Here is a 25,482-nt window from a genome sequence, read left to right on the forward strand (position 1 = left end):
TCAGTCCTCCCACAACTGGACGGTTTTGAGGATGTCGCGGCGGTTGGCTTTCTTGGCGCCGAACATGTTGGTGTCGGAGCTACCGCTACAGCCGCTGCCGAAACTGAAACCGCAACCGGAGCGCTCGGCGAAGGCGTCGCTCATGGCGTCTTCACGGTGCGCACTCGGTACAACAAAGCGGTCTTCATAGTTGGCAATCGCCAGGTAGCGATACATCTCTTCGACCTGGACCACGCTCAAGCCGACATCCTTCAGCACTTGCAGGTCCTGGACGCCATCGACTTGCTCGGAACGTTTGTAGGCGCGCATCGCCAGCAAGCGTTTAAGCGCACGCTTGACCGGCTTTTCATCGCCCGCCGTCAGCAGGTTGGCCAGGTAACGCAGCGGAATGCGCAGGCTGTCGACATCCGGGATCACCCCGTTCATGCCCACGGTGCCGGCGGTCGCCGCATTCTGGATCGGTGACAGCGGCGGTACGTACCAGACCATCGGCAAGGTGCGGTATTCCGGGTGCAGCGGCAGTGCCAGCTTCCAGTCCACGGCCATTTTGTAGACCGGCGAACGCTGGGCTGAATCAATCACCGACTGCGGCACACCATCGGCCAAGGCCTGACGGATCACCGCCGGGTCATTCGGGTCGAGGAAGATCTCCAGTTGTTTCTCGTACAGATCCTGCTCATTGGCGGTGCTCGCCACTTCGCTGATGCGATCAGCGTCATACAGCAGCACGCCGAGGTAGCGGATACGGCCGACACAGGTTTCGGCGCAAACGGTCGGCATCCCGGCTTCGATACGCGGGTAGCAGAAGATGCATTTCTCGGACTTGCCGCTTTTCCAGTTGAAATAGATCTTCTTGTACGGACAACCGCTGATGCACATCCGCCAGCCACGGCATTTTTCCTGGTCGATCAGGACGATGCCATCCTCTTCGCGCTTGTAGATCGCCCCGCTCGGGCACGAGGCCGCGCAGGTCGGGTTGAGGCAGTGCTCGCACAGGCGCGGCAGATACATCATGAAGGTGTTTTCGTATTCGCCGTAAATGTCCGCCTGGATCTTGTCGAAGTTCTTGTCCTTGCGGCGCTTGGCGAACTCGGTACCGAGAATCTCCTCCCAGTTCGGGCCCCACTCGATTTTCTCCATGCGCTTGCCGGAGATCAGCGAACGCGGCCGCGCTGTTGGCTGGTGCTCGCCCAGCGGCGCGGTGTGCAGGTGCTGGTAATCGAAGTCGAACGGTTCGTAGTAGTCGTCGAGGCTCGGCAGGTCAGGGTTGGCAAAAATGTTCGCCAACACCCGGAATTTCCCGCCAATGCGCGGGTTGATCGTGCCGTTGGCGTTGCGAATCCAGCCGCCCTTCCACTTGTCCTGGTTTTCCCATTCTTTCGGATAGCCAATCCCCGGTTTCGATTCGACGTTGTTGAACCAGGCGTATTCCATACCTTCGCGGCTGGTCCAGACGTTCTTGCAGGTGATCGAGCAGGTGTGGCACCCGATGCATTTGTCCAGGTTCAGAACCATGCCGATTTGTGAGCGAATCTTCATCTCAGTTCTCCTCGATATCGGTCGGCAGGGGACGTGGCAGGTCATCGCCACTTGAACCATCGAGCCAGTCGACTTTGGCCATCTTGCGCACCACGACGAATTCATCGCGGTTGCAGCCGACCGTGCCGTAATAGTTGAAACCGTAGGCCTGCTGGGCATAGCCGCCGATCATGTGGGTCGGCTTGAGCACCACCCGGGTGACTGAATTGTGGTGGCCGCCACGGGTCTTGGTGGTTTCTGAACCTGGCACGTTCACGATCCGTTCCTGGGCGTGGTACATCATCACCATGCCTTCCTTGACCCGCTGGCTGACCACCGCCCGGGCGGTCAGTGCGCCGTTGACGTTGAAGCACTCGATCCAGTCGTTGTCCTCGATGCCGGCGCGTTTCGCGTCGATCTCCGAGAGCCAGACAATCGGCCCGCCACGGCTGAGGGTCAGCATCAGCAGATTGTCGCTGTAGGTACTGTGAATGCCCCATTTCTGGTGCGGAGTGATCCAGTTCAGGACGATTTCGGTCTCGCCGTTACTGCGCTTGCCTTTCACCCCTTCGATGGTCCGGGTGTTGACCGGCGGCCGGTAGCTCATCAGTTGCTCGCCGAATGCCTGCATCCACGGGTGATCCTGATAGAACTGCTGACGGCCGGTGATGGTGCGCCATGGGATCGCCTCGTGAACATTGGTGTAGCCGGCGTTGTAGCTGACGTGATCGTCTTCGAGACCCGACCAGGTCGGGCTGGAGATGATCTTGCGCGGCTGTGCCTGAATGTCGCGGAAACGAATCGCCTCGTGGGCCTTGGACAACGCCAGGTGACTGTGATCGATGCCGGTGAATTCCGACAACGCGGCCCAGGCCTTGACGGCGACATGGCCGTTGGTTTCCGGCGCCAGAGACAGAATCACTTCAGCAGCATCGATCGCCGTGTCGATTTTCGGCCGACCATGGCTGATCCCGGCAGCCCCTTCGCGGTGATTGAGCGCACCGAGGAATTTCACTTCGGTGTCGGTGTTCCAGTTGATGCCCTTGCCACCGTTACCGTGTTTTTCCAGCAATGGCCCCAGTGAGGAAAACTGCTTGTATATGTTCGGGTAATCACGCTCCACCACATGCAGGTTCGGCGCGTTCTTGCCCGGCTCCGGGGCCACGCCAGCGCTTTTCCAGTCGGTGCCGCCAAAGGGTTGGGCCAGTTCGCCGACGCTGTCGTGCATCAGCGGGATGGTTACCAGATCCTTCTCAATGCCCAGATGCCCCTCAGCCATGCTGGAAAAAGCCTTGGCGATGCCTTTGTAGATTTCCCAGTCGGAACGCGATTCCCACGCCGGGTCGATGGCGGCCGACAACGGGTGAATGAACGGGTGCATGTCCGAGGTATTCATGTCGTCTTTTTCGTACCAGGTCGCGGTCGGCAAGACGATGTCGGAGTAGACGCAAGTCGAGGACATGCGGAAGTCCAGCGTGGTGACCAGGTCAAGCTTGCCGATGGCACCCTCGTCCACCCATTCGGCTTCTTCGGGTTTGCAATCGCCGACCTGGCCGATGTCTTCGTTCATCACTCCGTTTTTGGTGCCGAGCAGGTACTTGAGCATGTACTCGTGGCCCTTGCCCGAGGAGCCCAGCAAGTTCGAACGCCAGATAAACATGTTGCGCGGGAAGTTCACCGGGCTGTCCGGCTGCTCGCAGGAGAAGCGCAGCGAACCGTCCTGCAGCGACTTGACCACGTAGTCTTTCGGGTCCATGCCGGCCGCCGCGGCATCGCGGCAAATGTGCAGCGGGTTGGTGTTGAGTTGCGGTGCGCTGGGCAACCAGCCGGCACGTTCGGCGCGGATGTTGTAGTCCAGCGCATGCTCGGGAAATTGCGATTTATCGGCCAGCGGCGAGAGCACGTCGTGCATGCTCATTTTTTCGTGGCGCCATTGCGAACTGTGGGCGTAGAAGAAGCTGGTGCCGTTCATTTGGCGAGGCGGACGATTCCAGTCCAGGCCGAACGCCAGGGGCAGCCAGCCGCATTGCGGACGGAGTTTTTCCTGGCCGACGTAGTGCGCCCAACCGCCACCGGTCTGACCAACACACCCGCAGAGCATGAGCATGTTGATCAGCCCACGGTAGTTCATGTCCATGTGGTACCAGTGGTTCATTGCCGCGCCGACGATGATCATCGAGCGGCCCTTGGTCTTGTCGGCGTTGTCGGCGAACTCACGGGCAATCTGGATTGCTTTCTCGCGGCTGACGCCAGTGATCTGCTCCTGCCAGGCTGGGGTTCCCGGCACCGAAGCGTCGTTGTAATCCTTGGCGACGTTGGCGCCACCGAGGCCACGATCAATCGCCAGGTTGGCGGCCGACAAGTCGAACACCGTGGCGACTTTGGCCACGCTGCCATCGGCCAGCACCACGTTATGCACCGGCACGCGACGGTATTGCACGGCATCGCCGGCCACGTGCTGGAAGTGTTCCTGGGATTCGCCGGCAAAGTACGGGAACGCCACTTCGGCGACGTCATCGCCAATCAGGCTCAGCTTCAGATCAATCTCACGGCCTTCGCCGCCTTCACGAGGGAGGATGTTCCACTTGCCCTTCTCGCCCCAGCGATAACCGATGGAACCTTGAGGGGATACCAGTTCACCGTTGACATCCAGGGCGATGGTTTTCCATTGCGGATTGTTTTCCTGACCAAGGTTGTCGGTCAGGTCACTGGCGCGCAAGAAACGGTCCGGCTGGTAACCGGCACCCGGTGCCTTGTCGGGCATTTGCTTGAGCAGCACCAGCACCGGCAAATCGGTGAAGCGCTTGGCGTAGTCAGTGAAATAAGCGCTCGGTTTGTCCAGGTGGAATTCTTTGAAGATCACATGATTGAACGCTTGGGCCAGCGCTGCGTCAGTGCCTTGTTTAGGGTTCAGCCACAGGTCGGTGAGCTTGGCCACTTCCGAATAGTCGGGGGTGATGGCGACAGTCTTGGTGCCCTTGTAACGGACTTCGGTGAAGAAGTGCGCGTCCGGGGTGCGCGTCTGCGGGACGTTGGAGCCCCAGGCGATGATGTAGTTGGAGTTGTACCAGTCGGCCGATTCCGGCACGTCGGTCTGCTCGCCCCAGACCATCGGCGAAGCCGGTGGCAAGTCGCAGTACCAGTCGTAGAAACTCAGGCAAGCGCCGCCGATCAGCGACAGGTAACGCGAACCGGCCGCATAGCTGACCATCGACATGGCCGGGATCGGCGAGAAGCCGACGATGCGGTCGGGGCCATATTGTTTGATGGTGTAGACGTTGGACGCGGCAATGATCTCGTTGACTTCCTCCCAGTTGGAACGAATGAAGCCGCCCATGCCGCGTTTGCTTTTGTAGGAGTCGGCCTTGACCTTGTCCTCGACGATGCTCGCCCAGGCCTCGACCGGCGCCAGGGTCTGCCGCGCATCACGCCAGAGCTTGAGCAACGGCTTGCGGATTTTCGGGTACTTGAGCCGGTTGGCGCTGTAGATGTACCAGCTGTAACTGGCGCCACGCGGGCAACCACGGGGTTCATGGTTAGGCAGATCGTTGCGGGTACGCGGGTAGTCGGTCTGCTGGGTTTCCCAAGTGATCAAGCCGTTCTTGACGTAGATTTTCCACGAACACGACCCGGTGCAGTTCACCCCGTGGGTGGAACGCACGATCTTGTCGTACTGCCAGCGCGAACGGTAGACGTTCTCCCAGTCGCGAGACTCTTTGCGGGTCTCGCCGTGACCGTCGGAAAACTCGTTTTGCTTGCGATTGAAAAACCGCAGTTGATCCAGTAAATGACTCACGGTGTGTCCTCTCAGGCTTGCTGCGGAGTTCTGTGCCCCGCCCACGCAATGGTTGGATTCGGGTCGGCTTAGCAGGGGGTTGCGGCGCCTTTGCGCGCGTACCACCACCAGGTCACCACGATGCAGCTCAGGTAAAAGCCGACGAACATGTAGAACGCCATCTCAGGGCCGCCGGTCTGGGCCATCGAAGTGCCGAAGGATTTGGGAATGAAGAACGCACCGAAGGCGCCGATGGCCGAACTGAAACCGAGGACGGCGGCCGACTCTTTGCCGGCATCCTTGAGCGCTTGTTCGCGCACGGCGGGTGGTTTTCCGGCAGAGGCTTTTTCATGCTGGGTGCGAAAGATCACCGGGATCATCCGGAAGGTGGAGCCATTGCCGACACCGGTGGTGATGAACAGCAGCATGAACATGCCAAGGAAGCCGTAGAAGTTGCCGCCCGAACCGTTCCGGGGGAGGAAGTGCAATACGCCGAAGACCATCACGATCATCAGCATGAAGTTCCACAAGGTCACTTTCGCGCCACCGAGCTTGTCCGCCAGCCAGCCACCCAATGGGCGTACCAGTGCGCCGACCAATGGGCCGAGGAAGGCGAATTTCAAGGCGATGACATCAGGAAAGGCGGTCTTGATCAGCAGCGGAAACGCCGCGGAAAAACCGATGAATGAACCGAAAGTCGCCAGGTACAACCAGCACATCAGCCAGTTGTGCTTGCGTTTGAAGATCACGGCCTGGTCGCTGAACGAAGCGCGGGCACTGGACAGATCATTCATGCCGAACCAGGCCAGCAGCGTCACCAACACAATGAACGGCACCCAGATGAACCCGGCATTCTGCAACCACAACTGACCACCGTCCGGCAGGGCTTGCGGCTTGCCGCCCATGAAGCCGAACACACCGAAGGTGATCACCAGCGGCACACAGAACTGCATCACCGAAACGCCCAGGTTGCCCAACCCGGCGTTGAGGCCAAGGGCTGTACCCTGCTGAGACTTGGGATAGAAGAAGCTGATGTTGGACATGCTCGATGCAAAGTTGCCGCCACCAAAACCGCAGAGCAAGGCGATCAATACGAACACACTGTAAGAGGTGCTTGGGTTCTGCACGGCGAAACCCATCCAGATCGAGGGCAACAACAGCGATGCGGTACTCAGGGCGGTCCAGCGCCGGCCACCGAAAATCGGCACCATGAACGAGTAGAAGACGCGCAAGGTCGCACCAGACAATCCCGGCAACGCCGCCAGCCAAAACAACTGGTCGGTGGTGAAGCTGAAGCCGATGGCATTCAAACGCACAATTACCGTGCTCCAGACCATCCACACCGCAAAGGCCAGCAGCAGTGCAGGAATGGAAATCCACAGGTTGCGGGTGGCAGTCTGTTTGCCGCTACGGCCCCAGAATGCGGGGTCCTCGGGGCGCCAGTCGTGAATCACCGGGCCTTTGTCAGGCTTTTGCAGAACGGACATGTTCTTCTCCTTGGGCAATGCTGGAAAACGGGGAAGTGGTCACCGGCAGTTCTTTACCGAACACCGGGGTCTTGCGTATTTCGCTGAAGTACATCCAGGTGAGGGAGACCCAGACCACGCCGTACATCAACATGAAGCAGGAAGAGCGCACCCCGGTGAGGTCCACCAGGGCGCCGAACAGAATCGGCAACACGAAACCGCCCAGGCCGCCTGCCAGGCCAACGATGCCGGACACGGCCCCCATGTTTTTCGGGTAGTCATTGGCGATGTATTTGAATACCGAGGCTTTGCCGAACGCGAAGGCGATGCCCATGACGAATAGCAGCACGGTAAACAGCGCGGGATTCAGGCCGATGTGAAAATCCATCGGACCGTTGAGGGTCTGCACTTGCAGTTGGGTCTGTGGGTACGAGAGCAGGAACAGGCAGATCCAGCTGACCCACAACACCCACCAGGTCACGCTTTGCGCGCCCCAGCGATCCGACATCCAGCCGCCAACGGCACGCAGGACCCCGCCGGGCAGGGAAAAACAGGCCGCCAGCAGCGCTGCGCTTTGCAGGCTGAAACCGTATTCCTGCACGTAGTACTTGGTCATCCACAAGGCCAGGGCGACGTAGCCGCCGAAGACGATCGAGTAGTACTGGCAGTAGCGCCACACCGCAGGGTCCTTCAGCGAGCGCAGTTGCTCACGCAAACTGGCGCCCGTGGCACTGCGATGGCCCTTGTTTTCTGAGGTCAGGAACCAGAACAGCAGCGCGGTGATAAACAGGATTGCGCTGAAGACTTTCGGCACCAACTGCCAGCTGCCGGCGGCGATCAGCGCCGGGGCCAGGAACTTGGTCACCGCCGACCCGGCGTTACCGGCACCGAAGATGCCCATGGCGAAGCCCTGGTTCTCCTTGTCGAACCATTTGGCGACGTAGGCAATGCCCACTGAAAACGAGCCACCGGCCAGGCCGACGAACAAACCCAGTACCAGAAATTGCCAGTAGGCGGTGGCGTGACTGATCAGGTACAGCGGTGCGACGCAGGACAGCATCAGCAGGAAGAACACGCTGCGACCACCAAAGCGGTCAGTCAGCAGGCCCAGCGGTAAACGCACCAGCGAGCCGGTCAGCACCGGGGTTGCGGCCAAGAGGCCGAACTGGGTTTCGTTGAGCTGGAGCAGTTCCTTGATCGGCACCCCGAGCACAGCAAACATCATCCAGACCATGAAACAGACGGTGAAGGCCAGCGTACTCATGCCCAGCACCAAGCCTTGTCGTACACGCGGTTGGATCACAATGCTCTCCAGTCAGTTAGCCATGGCGGCAGACTAGAGAGGCCAACCCCGCAAAAACTTGATCCACATCAACGAAGCCCATGAGGGCAAGGGGCTATCCTTGCCCGGCCTACCTCCAAGGAGGTAGTTCAAGAAAACCTTGAAACCCTTTACTTATCAGCTTCTTAAGGTTTTCCAGTAACGCCATTGCCGACAGGGAGACGTCGGCAACTCTTTAGAGGTAGCGCACCCGGGACTGGCTGCAAAACCGCACTCCGGGACGCCATATGCTCAGTTTTCGTGTCTTTCCCCAGGATCAGTGCTGATGATGCGCTGGTTGCGCAGCTCCCTGCCCGCTCGCGCCGGGTTGGCGGTGATCCTCATCGCCATACTCGCCCTTGCCAGTTCATTGAGCGCCGGATTGATCGCCTGGTTCAGCCAGGGCGATGCTGCCGCTATCAACACCGCAGGCTCGGTGCGCATGGAGACTTACCACCTGAGCTGGAAACTGGCCGCTGGCGCAACCGGCGAAGAAATCGTCAGCATCACCGACAGCCTGCAAACTCGCCTCAACAGCCAGTCACTCAAAGCGGTACTGGAAGATGGCCCGCCCACCGCTCTGCAAATCAGCTATGGGCAAATCCAGCAATTCTGGAACGAAGATTTGCGCCCAGCGCTCGAACGTGGCGATGCGGCCACTTTTCAGGCTATGACCCAGCCTTTCGTTGAACAACTGAACCAGTTCGTCAGCCTGTTGCAGCGCGAAAGCGAACAAAAGCAAGGCTGGCAACAGGCGATCCAGGGCCTGGCCTTGTTCACCACCATGATCGTCCTGCTGGTTGGGCTATACGAACTGCAGTACGGCGTTGTCACCCCCTTGAAAGAATTGGTGGACGCCACCCAGCGCTTTCGTCGCGGCGATTTCAAGGTGCGGGTCAACCATCAGTCCCAGGACGAACTGGGCCAGTTGGCCATGAGCTTCAACGCCATGGCCGAGACAATCGAAGAGTCGCATCGCACCCTGGAGAGCCAGGTCCAGCAAAAAACCCTGAACTTGCAACAAGCCAATGCAGCCCTGGAGCTGCTGTACCAAAGCAGTCGAAACCTGGCCACACGCCTGGCCAACGCCGAAGGCCTGGACGAGTTGATCCGGCGCTTCCAGCAACGCCTGCCCGGCTTGCGTCTGTCGCTGTGTCTACAAGGACACTTGCAGGCACCCGCCCAGCAATTACTCGCCCTGCATGGGGCAAACAGTCGGGATGTTTGCGCCAGCAGCGATTGCGCCACGTGCCAGAAGCACCAAAAAATCAACCCGCATACTTTCAGCATCAGCAACCAGGGCAGCGAACTGGGGGAGCTCAAGGCGCATTTTGTCGACGGGCATCCGGCGCAAGCCTGGGAAACCCAGTTGATCCAGGCCCTGGCCAACCTGATTGGCACCTCGCTTTCACTCAAACGCCAACGGGAACAGGATCATCGCCTGCTGTTGCTCGAAGAGCGCACGATCATCGCCCGCGAACTGCACGATTCACTGGCCCAGGCCCTGTCCTACATGAAACTGCAAGTCAGCCGCATGCAGACCCTGATGCGCCGTGGCGAACCAGTCGAAACCCTGGAAACCGTCACCGCCGAATTGCGCGATGGGCTGAACAATGCCTACCGCCAGTTACGCGAACTGCTGACCACCTTTCGCTTGCAGATTCACGATGCGGGACTGGTGCAAGAGCTCAAGGACACCGCCAAGGAGTTCTCCCGTCGCGGAGAATTTCAGGTGCACCTGCACGTCGATGCGCTGGCCTTTCAGCTCTCCGCCAGCGAGCAAATCCACATTTTGCAGATCACCCGCGAGGCACTCTCCAACTGCCTGCGCCACGCCCACGCGCAAAACGCCTGGTTACAACTGCGCCAGGACGGCGAAACCGTCAGGCTCATCGTCGAAGACGACGGGCGCGGCTTCAGCGGCAACGTCGACCAGCGTGAACACCACGGCCTGAACATCATGGACGAACGAGCTCGCAGCTTGCACGGCCAATTGCAGATATTTTCCAGGGAGCCGCAAGGCACCCGTGTCCAACTGGAATTCCAGCCGGAGTTTCTCGGGCAGCAAACAGAAGGTAGCGTCACATGAGCCCGTCACAACAACACACCATCCTGCTGGTAGACGATCATCCGATGATGCGTCACGGCATCCGCCAGATGCTCGAACTCGAAGATGATTTCAAGATCGTTGGCGAAGCCGGCAACGGCGAAGAAGCACTCAGCCTCATTGAGCCGCTGCAACCGGATCTGGTGTTGCTCGATAACAACATGCCGCAGATGAATGGCATTCAAACCCTGCGCCGATTACGTGCGATGCATTACACCGGCAAGGTGCTGCTGTTCACTGTCTCGGATGCTGAAGACGATATTCGCGATGCACTGCGCCTGGATGCCGACGGCTATCTACTCAAGGACATGGAGCCCGAACTGTTGATTCAGTACATCCGTGATGCGCTGAACGGCGCGTTGGTGGTCAGCCCGGGGCTGACCCAAGTCATGGCCCAGGCGCTGCGTGCTCCTGCGCGTCAGGCGGTGGTGGAACTGACCGAACGTGAGCGACAGGTGCTGAAAATCATCGCCAGCGGCTTCAGCAACAAAGTCATCGGGCACAAGCTCGGCATCACCGAAGGGACGGTCAAGGTTCACGTCAAGAACCTGCTGCACAAACTCGGCTTGCGTTCACGGGTCGAGGCGGCGGTGTGGGCCATGGAGCATCTGCGCAGCGCCGGCTGACGGCTATTCCTCTTTGGAGGTAGGCCTGCAGAGGCATAGGTCATCCGGGCTGCGCCCTCTACTATGACCGTCAGCGGAGGTACGCCATGCTGACCCACCCTTCCATCGTTTTAACATTGCGCCGTCATCACCTGTTCAGCCAATTGCCGGAGAAAGTCTTCGAGGAAGTCTGCAACCTGGCCATGCTCAAACACCTGAGTTGTCACTGCACACTCATGCACCAAGGGGATCCGGCCAAGCGTTTTTTCCTGCTGGTCAGCGGTCAGATCAAGTTGTACCGGCTCACCGGCGAAGGTCAGGAAAACCTCGTGGAGATCATCCAGCCCGGCCAGACTTTTGCCGAAGCCTTGCTGTTCAGCCAGGCCCGACTCTATCCAGTGAGCGCCACCGCGCTGAAAGACAGCGTGCTGGTCAGTATCGAGGGCAACCATTACCGCAACGCCCTGGAGGACCAGCCGAAGGTTTGCCTGGCGATTCTGGCCAGCATGAGCGTTCACTTGCACCTGCGTCTGCGGGACATAGACACGTTGACGCTGGCGAGCGCGAGCCGTCGGGTCATCAATTTCCTGCTCCAGGAACGCCATCCCGTCACTGGCCAGATCGTCTTGCAAGTATCCAAACGCCTGGTGGCATCGAAACTGGGGATTCAGCCGGAAACCTTTTCGCGGATTTTGCATCGGTTGGTCGAGTGCGGCCTGATTGCAATGGAACGACGCAATATCTGCATCCTCGCCGAAGAGGATCTGGCCGCGTACCAACAGTAGCCGGGCCAGTCTCGGATTTGACCATGGTCAAGGCGCAATACTGCCAGCCTTGCACACTGGCAGAGTCCATCAGTGGAGAACCCTCATGCCCGATTCAACCCTGCCTTTGGTCTATTCCTGCTCCGGTTGTTCCAATGTCGCCCAACTGGCCAACAGCCTGGCCTTGCGCCTGGATCGCGCAAGCCTGGCCGAAATGTCCTGCATCGTCGGTGTCGGCGGGCATGTCGCTGCACTGGTCAACAAAGCGCGCTCGGGACGGCGGATCCTGGCGCTGGACGGCTGCCCGTTGCAATGCGTCGAAAACTGCCTGAAACAGCATGGCCTGCACGCCGATGTGCACCTGATCCTCAGCCATCACGGCCTGCGCAAACGCTATGGCGAGGACTGCACTGAGGAGCAGAGTGATGAGTTGTTTGAGGAGGTTAGACGGTTGCTTGGTGGAGGGGATCTTCAGGAAGAGAACTGCCTGATCGAGGTTACCGAAACGGCTTGAGAAGGCGAGCAGGTTCTAGTGTAAAACACCGAAACTGTGGCGAGGGGGCTTGCCCCCGTTGGACCGCGAAGCGGTCCTAAAACCGGTATCCGCGGTATGTCAGTTAGAACGCATTAGCCGGTTTACGACTGCTTCGTCCGAACGCAGCCCGACCCGATAGCGGGCAAGCCACGCTCCCAGAAGGTAGCGGCTGATCACCCACTCTCGAGGACGCGCAACGCTTCGCTTGTCGCTTGCCTCAGCGCTTTTATGGTCGGGGTCAGACGCTCTGCACTGCCAGCGACTAACACTCGAAGCAAAGCAGGTTCGGTCCGACTGACCTTGTCATGGAGCGCTGCCAAGCTGACCGGAAAGTCATCCATCAGCCTCGCAGCGGCATGCAGTGAAGGGCATAAGCCCAATGAGACAAGGGACATCAGCTCAACGATGCTCGAAAACAAAAGCTCGCACGGGTGTTGGCGTTGACGAACCACCACGCCGTCTGGACGTTAATCGCGCTTCACATCCAGTACACATTCCATCGCGCCGCTCTGCAAGATACGTTGCACTTTAGGGGTCACACTAACGTTATGGCTGACCGGGAGTACGGCAACGCCTGTGCCGATGAAGATCGGAATAGTCGTAATGAACAGCTGTTGTAACTCACCCGCCTCGGCAAAGTAGGCTGCTGTTTTACCCCCCCCACCAACCAAACATCTTTCCCTTTGGCGGCTTGCTTCGCTTTTATTGCGATCGCTCCAACTTCGCCTTGGAGCAGAGTAATGTCCATGTTGGGTGGCACCGGCAAATCCCGGCTTGTTACGATAAAGGCGGGGACATTTTGATAAGGCCCGCCAGGAAGAACTCGATACCGCCCGCCGTATCGTTTTCTATTGCAAATCCGGCGTCAGGAGCAAGGCGGCCCTGCTGGCAGTTCGCACCGTCAGCCAAGAAGCGGAACTCTATAGCCTTGAGGGTGGCATCGAGCGATATCTGGCGATCTACCCTGATGAACGTCACCCCGTCGTTTCTTGACCCCCCCTGCTTGCGCAGTCGCCCTATCCGGATCAAAGGTACGTCAATGAGTGCAAATTTTTCAGGCATTACGTGGGGCTTTCCCGGCATCGACCGACGTCTGCTGAAAGTTCAATTCAGCTTTTTACTGATGGTTCTGGGGGGACGGTGCAATCAACTGGCGGTGGCCTGGTGGGCCTTGCAGGAAACAGGCTCTGCGCTCTATTTCGCCAACATGATTGCCTGTTCCATCGCGGCGGAAGTGTTAGCCAAACCTCTGCTGGGATGGCTGGGGGACAAGTACAACAAAATCCTGATCATCAAGCTGGCCTCATGGATCAGCCTGCTGACAGCACTGTTGATGGTGGTGCTGTCCGCCACGGGGTCGTTCAACCCCTGGACGGTGGGCGCGCTGATGATGATCAGCAGTGCGATCGTCGGCGTACGCGACCCTCTCCAGGCGTCGATCATTCCTTTGTTTGCAGACGACGATAAAGTCTCCCTGGCCTTTCGGACCAAAAGCGTGATGTCGTCCTTTTCCATTCTGCTGGGGCCAGTACTGGCCAGCGGGTTGATTTACGGGTTCGGTATCACATTCGCCTTTGCCGCCGATTTTTTTGCGATTCTCATCGCCGGGGCGTTGATCGCGACCATCCCGAGCCACATCGGTGCCACTGGCCAAGGCGAAAAAGCCCCGGGTGCCAGCGGCTTCAGCATGATCTATTCCGGCTTCAAAGTGGTTTACGGAGTGAAAGTCGAATTTTACCTGGCCATCATTGCAATGCTGATCAACTTTGCCCTGTTTCCGTTCTTCACCATCCTGATCCCACTGTACGTAAAGGACGTCATCCAGTACCCGGTCACTTACATCGGTCTTCTGGATTCGTGCTTCGGGCTGGGCATTCTGGCGGGCAGTTACAAGATCATCGGCTGGTTATCCGACCGGGTCCCCCGTGACATGTGTGTGTCCGCAGGTTTTGCATTACTGGGATGCAACCTGGTGGTGGTCGGAACCGTTTCATCGTCGTTCATCGTGCCCGCGGCCTTTTTCTGCGGCGGCGTCGGCCTGATGTTGATCAACATCCCCACCTCCGCTGTGAGGTTGCTGGCGACGCCCAAGCTCCATCGCAACCGGATTTTTGCCACGGTTTCATTTCTGTCTGCGGCGGCCAGTCCCCTGGGCAGTTTCGCGATGAATACCCTGATCGCCTATCTGGGGGTCGCACTGACAATCACGCTGCTGGGCGTCATGGTGCTGCTGTTGTCTCTGCTGGTCTTTCTGGTACCCGATTTCAAAACTTTCATGCGTTCCCAGGATACGCAGCTCAATGATGCCTACCTGGACAAATACCCTGAAGCGTTTGCGCACTGACGTGCCTCGCCGTACCCCCGCCTCTTACAAACGGAGTTGCCTTTCACTATGCCGGAAAGGTCGCTCGGCCAACAAGCGGGAAGTCGCGGCCCTGCGCCAAGACATCGAACTGGGCATAACGTTGATCGATACCGCTGAGCCAGAGATGTCACGGCAAACGGGAATTGCATCGTTCGGTAGGTGGCGTTCGTGGAGCGCATAAGGACACAGGCAGGCTGTCAGGCCGCCTTCGCAGGATTCTCACACCGCTGCCAACCCCTTCCCCGCCCGCTCCAGATTGCGCCACAACCAAACAGGCAAAACATCGGGATCCAGACTGTCGATCAGATTCTTCAACGCCAGCCCCAGCTCGGTATCACCCTCGATGACCAGGCGCCGGCGAAAGAACAGCGTGTCCGGATCTTCCTGACGACTCGCCAACAGTAAAAACTCCCGCCAATTACCACTGATCATCACATGCGCCACGGCATGCTCGGCAATCCGCAACCCTTTACCATTGAGCGTCAGGTACCAGGACAAGCCCAGATCCGGAATTCGCAGGCACAACCAGCGCCCCCGCAGCACGTCGAATTCACCCTCACGCAATGGCTCGGCGAGGCATCGATTCAGTGCCTGTTGCAACGCCAGGCGCTGCACGGCAAAAGGCACCCGACGCACCAGCGGCAGTAAGCGGTCGGCCCCTTTCAACAGCCACTTTTTTCGGTTCAACACAGGCCAACCTCCTCGACGCGCAACATGCCGGCCTGGCCATGCCAGTAACCATTGCAGCCTTCGACGAACAGCGGCGGTGTCTCGCCCAGACGAACCCGTTGATAGGCGTCGATCACCTCGGCCATGCCCTGAGCACGCGGGCTCAGACGCAGCAGATCGGCGCCGCAGGCCACCAGCCCGGAATAATCGGCCAATAGATTGGTCACCTGCGCCGACATCGTTTGAATACCATTGAGGGTGAACAACGGCTGCCCTTCCTGACTGGTCAGCGCCATGCCATCGGGATAGTTGATGCAGCAAAACTGGCAGTCGTCCTTCGGCCGGTTTTCCGCGCGGGCCGTAAAACACCGTGCGGAGTAGGCCAACGGCAAATGCCCATAGGCGAAGATTTCCACTTCCGGTACTTTGCGGCCGAGTCCGCGGACCTGCTCGATCACATCGCCAATCAACGCTGCCGAACATTCTACTGGCGGCACCCAGCGGGTCATTCCGCAGTCCAGCAATTGCGTCAGCGCGTGCCCGTTGTACAAATTGAGCGCCGGACCGCCCACGAACGGCAATTTGCGCTCGGCCAGGAACTGCACCGCGCCCATGTCGTTGGCCTCCACCAGCAATTGGCCGTTGTCGCAGAGCCGGCGCAGGCTGGAGAGTTCGGATGCGGCTTCGATCAGTGTCAGGCTGGAGATCACCAACTGCGCCTGGTTGCAGGCCTGCAACTCGCGCCCCAACCCCAGCCATTGATCCAGTGAAAAAGCCCGACGTTTCGAACACACGGTTTCGCCCAGGTAAATCACATCCAGGGGCAAGGCCGACATCTCGGCATAAAAGTGACTGAGTTGCGCTTTGTCCCAATAGAACAGGACCGGCCCAAGACTGAGCTTCATGTTCCGTCCCTCATTGCCATGATCGATGATAAGCACCCAGGGTGGTCTGGCTGCCTTCGGACAAGCCGGCCAGCACCTGACGCCATTCCTCCTTGACCCGAAAACTGCCCGGTGAACCACGATGGGCATCCAGTGCCGCCCGCCAGACGCGAGTGACTTGTTCGACATAGGCCGGACTGCGTTGACGACCCTCGATTTTTACCGCTTCGACACCGATGGCCGTCAGCTCCGGGAGCAAGTCGAGGGTGTCGAGGCTGGTGGGTTCCTCCAGCGCATGAAAGCGTTTGCCGTCGACCAGGAAGCGACCCTTGCACAAGGTCGGGTAACCGGCCGGTTCATCAGGGGTATAGCGGTCGATCAGCACTTCGCTGAGTCGTGCGCTCAAGCCTTGAGCGTCCTCGCTCCAGCGCACCGCCTTGGCTGGCGAACAGACACCGCACAGGTTCGGCGACTCGCCGGTAATGTAGGAGGACAGGTGGCAACGCCCTTCGGCCATGATGCACAAGCTGCCGAAGCCAAACACCTCGATGGGGACCGGGCTGCTGGCGGCAACCTGGCGTACTTGCGCCAACGACAACACCCGCGGCAACACGGCGCGTCGAATGCCGTAGCGCTGGGCATAAAACTCCAGCGCCGCGGCATGGGTTGCCGAGCCCTGGACCGACAGATGCAACGCCAGTTGCGGATGTCGCTGGCTGGCATAGTTGAGCACCCCCGGGTCAGCGGCGATCAGCGCATCCACGCCGAAATCGGCGGCTCGATCGACTGCCCGCTGCCAGCGCTCCCAGCCCTTGGGTTGCGGGTAAGTGTTGACCGCGACGTAGAGTTTGCGTTGATGCTGACGGATGTGGGCGACCGCAGCGTCGAACTGCTTGTCGTCCATGTTGAGGCCCGCGAAATGCCGGGCGTTGGTGTCATCGCGAAAGCCGACATAGACGGCATCGGCGCCTTGGCGCACCGCCGCTTTAAGCGCAGGCAGATTCCCTGCCGGGCAGACCAGTTGCATGGGTAATCCTCATGAAAAAACGCAGTCCGGGGCCTAATCAGTCATGGTTGGAATGCGCTTGTGGCGAGCGAGCTTGTTCCGGGCGGCGTTCCGACGCTGGACTGCGCAGCAGGCCTAAATAACAGGGCCGCTTCGCGACCCAGCGGGAGCAAGCTCCCTCGCCACACAGTCTAGCCAGACCGGCAGGCACGGCCTTGACCGCAATCAATTGCCATCAATGCATCAGGTCGGCGAAGGACAAGAACATCACGTTGTCGTGCTTGAGCACTTGCTGCTCGCACTCGATCACCGCCAGCCCGTCGGCCCAGCAGGCAGCGGTCAACATCGCCGAGCTTTGCTGAGGATGCAGCTCCACGCTCAACTGGCCGTCAACACCAGGCGTCAGCCTTGCCCGCAGGTACTGCCGGCGCTTGTTGCGTTGCAACCAGTCGAATCCGGCTGGGACGGCCAACGGCACCGGCAGCACGTCAGTCCCGCCCTGGGCCCTGAGCAGGAACGGACGCACCACCACCAATGCGGTAATCAGCGCCGCCGAAGGATTGCCCGGCATGCCGATCCAGGGTTTGCCGGCGACTTCGCCATAAGCCAGTGGTTTACCCGGCTGAATGGCCAGCCGCCAGAAATCCACGCTGCCCAGTTCCTCGATCGCCTGTTTGAGGTGGTCCTCCTCGCCTACCGACACGCCGCCGGAACTCAGCAGCATGTCGCATTCCGAAGAAGCCAGGCTCAAGGCATGCCGACTGGCCGCCAACTCATCGGCCATGACGCCATAGTCGTGAACCTCAACGCCCCAACCGCGCAACAGCGCAGCCAGGCAATAGCGATTGCTGTTGTAAATCTGCCCCCGCGCCAATGTATCACCCGGCTCACGCAGTTCATTGCCGCTGCTGAGCAAGCACACCTGCAACGGTCGATAGACCTCGACCCGCGCTATACCTGCGCCGGCCAGCAACCCCAGTTCTTGTGCGCGCAGGCGCTTGCCGGCCTTGAGTAACAGATCGCCTCGACGAACCTCTTCGCCTTTCTTACGCACGTGATCGCCCACAATCACGGGCGGGAACCAGACACGCTCGCCCTCGATACGGCAGCGCTCCTGTGGCACCACCGTATCGGCCCCCGCAGGCAATGGCGCACCGGTAAAGATCTGCACCGCCTGCTGTGCAATCAAGGGTGAGCAGGCCTGATCCCCCGCCGCGATTCGCCCGCCAATCGGCAGATAACCACCCTCCGATGGCAGGTCGGCCGCCCTGAGGGCATAACCGTCCATGGCACTGTTGTCCCAGGCCGGCAGGTTCACCTGGGAATGAAGGTCCGTCGCCAGAACTCGCCCCAAGGCTTGATCCAGACCGATCATTTGCGCCTGGGGTGGTGGCGGTGCCTGATCCAGCAGACGATGGATGGCCTCGTCGACGGGTATCAGGTTGCCGAGATCGCACACCCGACCCGTCATGAGCGTGTCTCGCAGGCGTCGATGACCCGCTGCGTTTGCGGCTTCAAATGCGGGGCGAAGTTGCACGGGCCGGTGCGACTGTCCAGTTGTTCCAACAGGATCATGTTCCAGGCTGTTCGGCAGGCCCCCGGCGACCCTGGAACGCAACACACCAGCACACCGTTGCTGATCCCGGCCAATGCCCGTGACTGCAAACTGGACATGCCGATTTCCGCCAGGGAGACCTGACGGAACAGTTCGCCAAAGCCTTCCACATGTTTGTCCAGCAAGGGCAAGACGGCTTGCGGCGTGTTGTCGCGAGCGGTGAAGCCGGTGCCGCCGGTCATCAGTACTACTTGCACCTTGGGGTCGGCGATCCACCGGGAAACGGTTGCGCGGATCTGATAAATGTCGTCCTTGACCAGATCCCGATCAATCAACACATGCCCGGCCGTTTGCAGCAAATCGGTCAGGGTCTGTCCCGAGGTGTCGGTCTCGAAGGTGCGCGTATCGCTGATGGTCAACACGGCAATGTTCAGGGGTTCAAACGTGCGTTGCGCCAGATGGGCCATATCCAAGCCTTCCCGTAGATGAGGGTTTGGCCAAGCCTGAACCGCAATCGCGGCTTGGCCTATTCCTCCAAGGAGGTACCTCGACAGGGCAAATAGAGGCTCAAGGTGCCAGGCGGCTGCGATACCACACCCTGTCCTGCAGGCGGTAATCGAGACGGTCATGCAAGCGGTCGGCACGCCCCTGCCAGAACTCCAGGCGTTCCGGGTGCAGGCAGTAGCCGCCCCAATGCTCGGGGCGCGACACGGTCTGGCCAACGAAACGTTTGATGGTGTCGGCCAACAGTGATTCCAGCGCTGCCCGGCTGGCCAGCGGCCGGCTCTGCGGTGAAGCCCAGGCGCCCAGCCGACTGGCCACCGAGCGCGATTCGAAGTACTCATCCGAGAGTTGCGGGTCGAGCCTGGACACCTGCCCTTCAATACGAACCTGACGCTCCAGCCCCGGCCAGAAAAACGTCATGGCGGCATTCGGGTTAGCGGCCAGTTGCAGGCCCTTGTCGCTCTGGTAATTGCCGAAAAACGTAAAGCCGTCGTCGCTCAAGCCTTTGAGCAGCAGAACCCGGCAATGTGGTCGCCCGTCACTGTCGACCGTCGCCAACATCATGCTGTTGGCCTCGACAGGCGCGCACTCGGTGTCGCGTGCCTGTTGCAACCACTGTCGAAACATGGCCAGGGGATCGTCCAGCGCAGCCTCATCCTGCAGGCCATTAAGGGTGTAGTTACGGCGCATCTGAGCCAGGGAAAGGGGCATGACGGTGATCTCCGGAAGGTTTTGCGCAGTGTGCGAGCCACTGCGCCAAGCCACCTTGACCGCCATCAACATGCTGCGCCGCCCAGGCTTACTTAAGGCGAAGACGCCGGGCCAGTTTGTGCAGATTGCTGGGATCGACTTCCAGCAACCGCGCGGCGCTGGCCCAGTTTTCCCCGGAAAGGCTCAGGGCGTGGAGAATTTTTTGCCGCTGACAATCGTCGACGGCGTCGCTCAGGGCCTGGAATGGCCCATCAGACGTCACTTCCCGCGACGCTTCGACGATCATGCTCGCCGCGCCCATCGTACTGTCGAGATCGAGGACTTGCGGCTCCAGCGTCATGATCAGCGCGCGACTGGTGCCACGACTGAGCTGCTTCAACGCGGCACGACTGATCACATGTTCCAGCTCGCGCACATTGCCCGGCCAGGTATACGCCAGCAAGGCCCGCTCCGCCGCAGGCGACAAGCGCAAACCACGCAGGCCGAGCCGCGCCCGATTGAGTTCCAGAAAGTGCCCGGCCAGCATCAACACATCGTGACCGCGTTCACGCAGGGACGGAATCGGCACCGGGTACACCGAGAGCCGGTGATACAGGTCGGCACGAAACAGGCCGTCGCGGATACTGTCTGGCAGATGCCGGTTGGTCGCGGCGATGATTCGCACATCGACATGCAACGGCTTGTCCGCCCCCAGTCGCTGGATCTCGCCGTTTTGCAAAGTTCGCAGCAACTTCGCTTGAACGCTTAACGGCAATTCACCCACTTCATCGAGAAACAGCGTACCGCCATTGGCCGCATCGAAACGACCCGCGCGGTCACTGGTGGCGCCGGAAAATGCGCCTTTGACATGGCCGAACAACTCACTCTCTGCCAAAGACTCCGGCAAGGCGGCACAGTTGACCTGTACCAGCGGCTTGTGGCTGCGACGCGAAAGACGGTGCAGCCGTCGGGCGAACAGCTCCTTGCCGACGCCCGTTTCGCCCAACAGCAACACCGGCAAATCGGAATCGGCCAGTACATCCAGCTCATTGAGCAACTGGTGCAACACCTCACTCTGCCCGAGGATTTCACCGTCATCCGCAGGCATCCGCAGGTCTTGAAGATCGCTGCGGGACAAGCGCAAGCTGCGGTTTTCCTGTTCAAGCCGGGTGACGCGCACGGCCGCTTCGATCTGCAACGTGCAACGCTTGAGCTCCTCCCGCGCACGGCTGTCGAAGGTTCCGGCATGCAGCGCATCGAGGGTGATCGCGCCCCAGACGCGACCCTCCACATACAGGCTCACACCCATGCAGTCATGCACCGGCAACGGCTCGCCGACATGGTTGTCGAGCAGGCCGTCATAGGGGTCCGGCAGTCGACTGTCCGGCTCGAACCAGGTCGGCTCGCGCGACGCCATGATCGCTGCCAGCCGAGGATGCTGAGCAATGACAAACCGGCGCCCCAACGCCTCATGCACCAGCCCCACCGTCGCGACAGGCCTGAGACTGTCGTCGTCCAGACGCAGTAATCCCACGGCGCCACTGTTGAAGTATTCGCGCAGGGTCTGCACCAGTCGTTGCAAGCGTACGGCATTGGGCAACTCGACAATCAGGTCGGCTGCCAGGCTTTCTCGCAGCATGGTAGTAATTACCCTCTATGGTTGGATTCACCCTAAAGCGTCAGGGTATCTATCACCACAACTAAAAATTAATCCATATGAATCAGTCGTTTAAATATGGCATGCCGGATGCAATGAGCCTGGGGAACCGTTGAAACCCAAACAAGGAACCCCGATGAGCCAGACCCTACTGGAACAAAGCCTCGGCCAACTGGCCTGCGATATACCCGGTGCCACCCGGATTTTTCACACCTTCAAACTGGACTTCTGCTGTGGCGGCCATAAAAGCCTGCGTGAAGCAGCCCAGGGCAAAGACCTCGACCCGATGCTGATTGCCGACGCCCTGCACACTCTGCAAGACGCCGGTGAAACCCAGCACGACTGGCGCAACGAGCCGTCGGAGCTGTTGATCACCCACCTCCTCACGCGCTATCACGCCCGCCACCGCGAGCAACTGCCGGAACTGATCCGTCTGGCCCGCCGGGTCGAGCACGTCCACGGCGCGCGCAGCAGCTGCCCCAATGGCTTGGCCGATCTCCTGACCGACATGCAACAAGAACTCGAAGGCCACATGCTCAAGGAAGAACAAGTGCTCTTCCCGATGCTGCAAAAGGGCATCGGTGCTCAAGCGGCTCCGCCGATCCAGGTGCTGCGCTTCGAACATGATCAACATGGCGAAGCGCTGGAGAAGATGCTCGCCCTGACCAATCACATAATCGCGCCCGCCGATGCCTGCAACACCTGGCGTGCGCTCTATCGCGGGTTGCTGGAGTTCAAAGACGACTTGATGCAGCACATCCACCTGGAAAACAACGTGTTGTTCATTAACGCCCTGAACCCCCGCCATTGATCGCTTGCCGGCCACACCCAACCCGCGCCATCCCACCGGTTGACGCGGGTTTTGTTTGTGAAGGACGTCTTGCGATCAGCCATGCCAATAGAACATGGCCTTGGCCAGGATCACGATCAACAGCATGTGCCCGAGGATGCTGCGGCGAATCCAGCTTGCGCGGGTTGCGGTCAGGCGCGCGTGGGTCAGCCAATAGGCCAGCAGCAAGTAATGACCAATGATGCTCAGGGCCAACAGGATTTTCAGGCTCAGCAACGTACCAAAACTGCTGGCCAGCGGCTGACTCAATGCGCCCCGGTACTGCCATGCCAAACCGATGCCGGCGCCATATAACAGCAACACCACGCCGTGCAGCACCTTGCGCGAGCGCACTGCAAGCGTCTGGTCCGCGGTCAATTGCGCCGACTCCATCAAATGCTGGCGAGCGTGATGCCAGATCACCACCTCGAAAAACAGCGTGCCGATAAAGGCAATCGCCGCCAGCAGGTGTGTGACCAGCAGATAGGGATACATCAGCGTCCGCCTCCTTCAGTTCGCTGGCTCATCCCGGATGACCGTCAACTCGGGTGCGCAGCAGCATCGGCCCATAACGCCAGGCGTACAACGCAAACGCCAGCGTCCAGCACAGACCGGCCAGCCACAACGCCGGCAATGGGAAAAACAGGATCAACACCACTCGGCTCAGACATGCCAGGTTGAGCACGATGAACGCCAGGGTCATGCCCGACGGTGACTCCAGTGCACGGCCGGTGTGCCCGAGGCTGACCCGCGCGATCATCGCCAGCACCAGGCCGCCCATGGCCCCAAGGGTCAGACAATGCACCGCCAGGCTCGGGTTAACCGGCACGCCAAAATGCCAGAACGCCATCCCGAGACACGCCACCGCCAGCCAGCCATAGGCCAGGTGCAACGACCACAGCAACGGCACGCGCCAGAGTGCCCGGTCATGCCAGCGCACCAGACGCACCAGATGCCCTGCCGCCAGCACCGCGAACAGCAGACCCACCCAGACATTGGGAGCGAGCGCAGGTCCTGCGGCATACAACAACGCCACCAACGGCGAACCGACCAACAGCAGTCGATCCAGCCAGGGCCAGGCGGCAACACCTTCCACCCGACCAAGGCCACGCTGGGTGAAAAACGGAATCACCCGCCCGCCGATCAACCCCATCATCGCCGCCACCAGCCAGATGCCGGTCAGCACGCCCTGGCGCTGCCAGCCTTCATGCCCCTCGACCAAGCCATACAGGGACAACCCATCGGCCACGGCCAACAACAGCAAAACCACCACAATCGGGTAGTTACGTTTCTGCCGCACCTTCCACAAGGTGAAGCCCATGAGAACCGCCACCGCCAACGGGAACGCCAGCTCCAGCACCGCGAGCAACGGCCACGGTACGTTGGCCAGCCAGGCCACTCGCGCCAATAACCACAGCAGCGCCAGCGCAGCCAAAGGTTTGCCGCTGAGGCCGGGGCGACCGGTCCAGGTCTGCACGGCCGTCAGCAGAAAGCCCGCGATAATCGCCAGCGCAAACCCGAACAACAGCTCATGCCGATGCCAGCCCAGCCAACCGCCTGCCGGCTGCCAGCCGGAAATCCCACCACTGAAGGCAGCCAGCCAAAGCGGTATGGCCAGCACCGCCAACAGGCAGCCCGCGAGGAAAAATGGCCGAAAGGCCAGCCGTAACAGCGGTGGGATCGCCAACGCTTTACGGCGCTCAAGCACTTGCATAAAGCCACTCCTCTACCTTGTTGCGGACCTGGCACCAACCCGCAGGCGCCGAGGTAAATCCTGGGGCCATCATCGGGTATTACCGATCCATTGCCTTTGTCGCAGATCAAGTGTGCAAGGGGCGTGCCCCGATGCTCATTCGAACCTGTTTGGACCGGGAGAATGGTGGCTCCTGTGGCGAGGGGGCTTGCCCCCGTTGGAGTGCGAAGCGCTCCCAGAACCGGCATCCGTGGCGCGTCAGGTAGAACGCATCAGCCGGTTTTACGACTGCTACGCAGCCGAACGGGGGCAAGCCCCCTCGCCACAAAGGTGATCGGCTCCAGGGTACAAATGACCATTTAATGGTTATTTAAACCCTAGACGGCATAGTCTTTTTTACCCTCACACCTGAGAACCCAGGTAAACAAGGGCCTCCGGGCATGGCCCGCGTCTTGCTCATGCGTCTGGAAATCAAAGAAACCTTCGATCCCTCTCGATTGCCCGGAGTCGTCATGAAAAAAATCATCCAGCCACTGGCCTGGTTTGTGGTGTTGACCTCAGTCCTGGCCCTGGCCAGCAGTCTCTCCCTGGGCCTCGTTTGACGGGACAACCGCTCCTTCCTCAATCTTCAGGATGAATTTCCATGGTGCTTCATCGCGTCCATCACCAGATTCTGCGCAGTCATCACTTGTTCGAGCCGTTGAATGAAGAACAGCTGGATGAGTTGATGAGTACCAGCCACTTGCTGAGCATCGACAAAGGCGAGCCGTTGTTCCGTCAGGGTGAGCCAGCAGATTCGTTCTATTTCATAATTGCCGGGGCGGTGAAAATCTACCGATTGACACCCGATGGGCAGGAGAAAGTGTTTGAAGTCATCGGTGATCGACAAACCTTCGCCGAGGCGATGATGTTGATGGACACACCCAACTATGTAGCCTCGGCCGAGGCGGTCTGCCCCACCCAGCTCTACCGGCTGTCCAACAGCACCTACATGCGCCTGCTTCAGAGCAACAGCCGGTTGACCTTTGCGTTGCTCGGCAAGCTCTGCGTTCGTTTGCATCAACGGGTCAATGAAATCGAAACCTTGTCCCTGAAAAACGCCACCCACCGGGTCGTGCGTTACCTGCTGACGCAACTAGTGCGCCAGCAAACCGTGAACAGCCATTTCGAGCTGCCGATGGCCAAGCAACTGATTGCCGGGCATCTGTCGATCCAGCCGGAAACCTTTTCACGGATCATCCGGCGCCTGATCGATGAAAACATCATCACTCAGGACGGCCGCCAGATCGCCATTCTTGATCGTCTGCGCCTGGAGCAGTTTGAGTGAGCACCTTGCCCGTCTGCCTGTATTGCCAACACCCTAACCCGCTAAAACAATCCGAATGCCTCCAATGCGGCATGCCCCTGCCGGTGATGGCCGAACGTGCTCAGGAACGTCGACTGCGCCGGTTCAGGTGGTTCTGTATCGGCCTGACAATCTTTTGCATCGCGATGTTTTTCTGGTTGCCGCGCGGCATCAGTTGATGCCGCTTGAGTCAG

Annotated in this window: 23 protein-coding genes and 1 pseudogene; 10 read left to right on the plus strand and 14 right to left on the minus strand. The window is 59.8% G+C overall.

The annotated features are described in order from the left end of the window. From narH to KRR23_RS23680, 4 genes are all read right to left on the minus strand, one after another. Entirely contained in the window at positions 1-1,539 is a 1,539-nt protein-coding gene (gene narH / locus KRR23_RS23665) for a nitrate reductase subunit beta (protein ID WP_216744475.1), read from the minus strand. A 1-nt stretch (position 1,540) separates the two neighbouring features. Continuing rightward, the gene (locus KRR23_RS23670; protein WP_216744476.1) at positions 1,541-5,314 is read right to left on the minus strand and encodes a nitrate reductase subunit alpha; all 3,774 of its coding nucleotides are present in this window, start codon (positions 5,312-5,314) and stop codon (positions 1,541-1,543) included. 68 nt (positions 5,315-5,382) lie between these two features. Then, complete coding sequence (locus KRR23_RS23675) at positions 5,383-6,780, minus strand: NarK family nitrate/nitrite MFS transporter (RefSeq protein WP_216744477.1); 1,398 nt, start codon at positions 6,778-6,780, stop codon at positions 5,383-5,385. Continuing rightward, complete coding sequence (locus tag KRR23_RS23680; protein ID WP_103315280.1) at positions 6,758-8,062, minus strand: nitrate/nitrite transporter; 1,305 nt, start codon at positions 8,060-8,062, stop codon at positions 6,758-6,760. The genes KRR23_RS23675 and KRR23_RS23680 overlap by 23 nt, the downstream gene beginning before the upstream one ends. A 304-nt stretch (positions 8,063-8,366) precedes the next feature. Between KRR23_RS23680 and KRR23_RS23685 the strand changes: the two genes are divergently transcribed. From KRR23_RS23685 to KRR23_RS23700, 4 genes are all read left to right on the plus strand, one after another. Then, the gene (locus KRR23_RS23685) at positions 8,367-10,169 is read left to right on the plus strand and encodes a HAMP domain-containing protein (protein WP_216744478.1); all 1,803 of its coding nucleotides are present in this window, start codon (positions 8,367-8,369) and stop codon (positions 10,167-10,169) included. Then, positions 10,166-10,813 (plus strand): two-component system response regulator NarL, encoded by a 648-nt coding sequence (gene narL, locus KRR23_RS23690; protein WP_216744479.1) that lies wholly within the window; start codon positions 10,166-10,168, stop codon positions 10,811-10,813. Before KRR23_RS23685 ends, narL begins: the two co-directional genes overlap by 4 nt. Positions 10,814-10,899: 86 nt before the next feature. Next, entirely contained in the window at positions 10,900-11,577 is a 678-nt protein-coding gene (locus tag KRR23_RS23695; protein WP_216744480.1) for a Crp/Fnr family transcriptional regulator, read from the plus strand. An 85-nt stretch (positions 11,578-11,662) separates the two neighbouring features. Continuing rightward, complete coding sequence (locus tag KRR23_RS23700) at positions 11,663-12,070, plus strand: putative zinc-binding protein (protein ID WP_216744481.1); 408 nt, start codon at positions 11,663-11,665, stop codon at positions 12,068-12,070. A 248-nt stretch (positions 12,071-12,318) separates the two neighbouring features. Here KRR23_RS23700 and KRR23_RS23705 read toward each other — a convergent pair. Further along, positions 12,319-12,537: pseudogene (locus KRR23_RS23705) on the minus strand (IS4 family transposase); the annotation flags it as partial. Positions 12,538-12,931: 394 nt separating this feature from the next. On the opposite strand from KRR23_RS23705, the gene KRR23_RS29440 reads away from it, so the two are divergent. Together KRR23_RS29440 and KRR23_RS23715 are read left to right on the plus strand one after the other, a co-directional pair. Next, positions 12,932-13,084: a hypothetical protein gene (locus KRR23_RS29440; RefSeq protein WP_216744548.1), complete on the plus strand. Its 153-nt coding sequence runs from the start codon at positions 12,932-12,934 to the stop codon at positions 13,082-13,084. Then, positions 13,059-14,435: an MFS transporter gene (locus KRR23_RS23715; RefSeq protein ID WP_253912232.1), complete on the plus strand. Its 1,377-nt coding sequence runs from the start codon at positions 13,059-13,061 to the stop codon at positions 14,433-14,435. The genes KRR23_RS29440 and KRR23_RS23715 overlap by 26 nt, the downstream gene beginning before the upstream one ends. A gap of 240 nt (positions 14,436-14,675) precedes the next feature. Here the strand turns inward: KRR23_RS23715 and KRR23_RS23720 are convergent, their stop codons facing one another. The 7 genes from KRR23_RS23720 to norR all read right to left on the minus strand — a co-directional run bounded on the left by KRR23_RS23720 (position 14,676) and on the right by norR (position 21,403). Further along, a complete protein-coding gene (locus tag KRR23_RS23720) occupies positions 14,676-15,146 on the minus strand; it encodes an SCP2 sterol-binding domain-containing protein (protein WP_216744482.1) in 471 nt (156 codons plus the stop codon). After that, positions 15,140-16,030, minus strand: coding sequence for a U32 family peptidase (locus KRR23_RS23725; RefSeq protein ID WP_216744483.1), 891 nt, complete (start codon positions 16,028-16,030; stop codon positions 15,140-15,142). The genes KRR23_RS23720 and KRR23_RS23725 overlap by 7 nt, the downstream gene beginning before the upstream one ends. Positions 16,031-16,040: 10 nt before the next feature. Continuing rightward, positions 16,041-17,036 (minus strand): peptidase U32 family protein, encoded by a 996-nt coding sequence (locus KRR23_RS23730; RefSeq protein ID WP_216744484.1) that lies wholly within the window; start codon positions 17,034-17,036, stop codon positions 16,041-16,043. Positions 17,037-17,250: 214 nt separating this feature from the next. Beyond that, on the minus strand, positions 17,251-18,486 hold the full coding sequence (gene glp, locus KRR23_RS23735; protein WP_216744485.1) for a gephyrin-like molybdotransferase Glp: 1,236 nt from the start codon (positions 18,484-18,486) through the stop codon (positions 17,251-17,253). After that, the gene (gene moaB, locus KRR23_RS23740; protein ID WP_216744486.1) at positions 18,483-19,037 is read right to left on the minus strand and encodes a molybdenum cofactor biosynthesis protein B; all 555 of its coding nucleotides are present in this window, start codon (positions 19,035-19,037) and stop codon (positions 18,483-18,485) included. The genes glp and moaB overlap by 4 nt, the downstream gene beginning before the upstream one ends. Before the next feature lie 100 nt (positions 19,038-19,137). Next, positions 19,138-19,785, minus strand: a complete 648-nt coding sequence (gene pdxH, locus KRR23_RS23745; protein ID WP_216744487.1) for a pyridoxamine 5'-phosphate oxidase — start codon at positions 19,783-19,785, stop codon at positions 19,138-19,140. Between the two features lie 88 nt (positions 19,786-19,873). Next, positions 19,874-21,403, minus strand: coding sequence for a nitric oxide reductase transcriptional regulator NorR (gene norR / locus KRR23_RS23750; RefSeq protein WP_216744488.1), 1,530 nt, complete (start codon positions 21,401-21,403; stop codon positions 19,874-19,876). Between the two features lie 154 nt (positions 21,404-21,557). On the opposite strand from norR, the gene ytfE reads away from it, so the two are divergent. Further along, positions 21,558-22,232, plus strand: coding sequence for an iron-sulfur cluster repair protein YtfE (gene ytfE, locus KRR23_RS23755; protein ID WP_216744489.1), 675 nt, complete (start codon positions 21,558-21,560; stop codon positions 22,230-22,232). A 75-nt stretch (positions 22,233-22,307) separates the two neighbouring features. On the opposite strand, the gene KRR23_RS23760 is transcribed toward ytfE, so the two are convergent. Next, positions 22,308-22,745: a hypothetical protein gene (locus tag KRR23_RS23760; protein ID WP_216744490.1), complete on the minus strand. Its 438-nt coding sequence runs from the start codon at positions 22,743-22,745 to the stop codon at positions 22,308-22,310. A 28-nt stretch (positions 22,746-22,773) separates the two neighbouring features. After that, a complete protein-coding gene (locus KRR23_RS23765) occupies positions 22,774-23,964 on the minus strand; it encodes an NnrS family protein (RefSeq protein WP_216744491.1) in 1,191 nt (396 codons plus the stop codon). Between the two features lie 419 nt (positions 23,965-24,383). Between KRR23_RS23765 and KRR23_RS23770 the strand changes: the two genes are divergently transcribed. From KRR23_RS23770 to KRR23_RS29205, 3 genes are read left to right on the plus strand one after another with little or no spacing between them, the layout of a single operon-like run. Next, the gene (locus tag KRR23_RS23770; protein ID WP_216744492.1) at positions 24,384-24,545 is read left to right on the plus strand and encodes a hypothetical protein; all 162 of its coding nucleotides are present in this window, start codon (positions 24,384-24,386) and stop codon (positions 24,543-24,545) included. A gap of 41 nt (positions 24,546-24,586) precedes the next feature. Next, a complete protein-coding gene (locus tag KRR23_RS23775) occupies positions 24,587-25,270 on the plus strand; it encodes a Crp/Fnr family transcriptional regulator (RefSeq protein ID WP_054596857.1) in 684 nt (227 codons plus the stop codon). After that, positions 25,267-25,467, plus strand: a complete 201-nt coding sequence (locus KRR23_RS29205; protein WP_367880667.1) for a protein DnrP — start codon at positions 25,267-25,269, stop codon at positions 25,465-25,467. Before KRR23_RS23775 ends, KRR23_RS29205 begins: the two co-directional genes overlap by 4 nt. The last annotated feature ends 15 nt before the right edge of the window (positions 25,468-25,482 follow it).

Origin of the sequence: Pseudomonas sp. CVAP#3 (assembly GCF_018986375.1) — a bacterium.
GTDB lineage: Bacteria > Pseudomonadota > Gammaproteobacteria > Pseudomonadales > Pseudomonadaceae > Aquipseudomonas > Aquipseudomonas helvetica.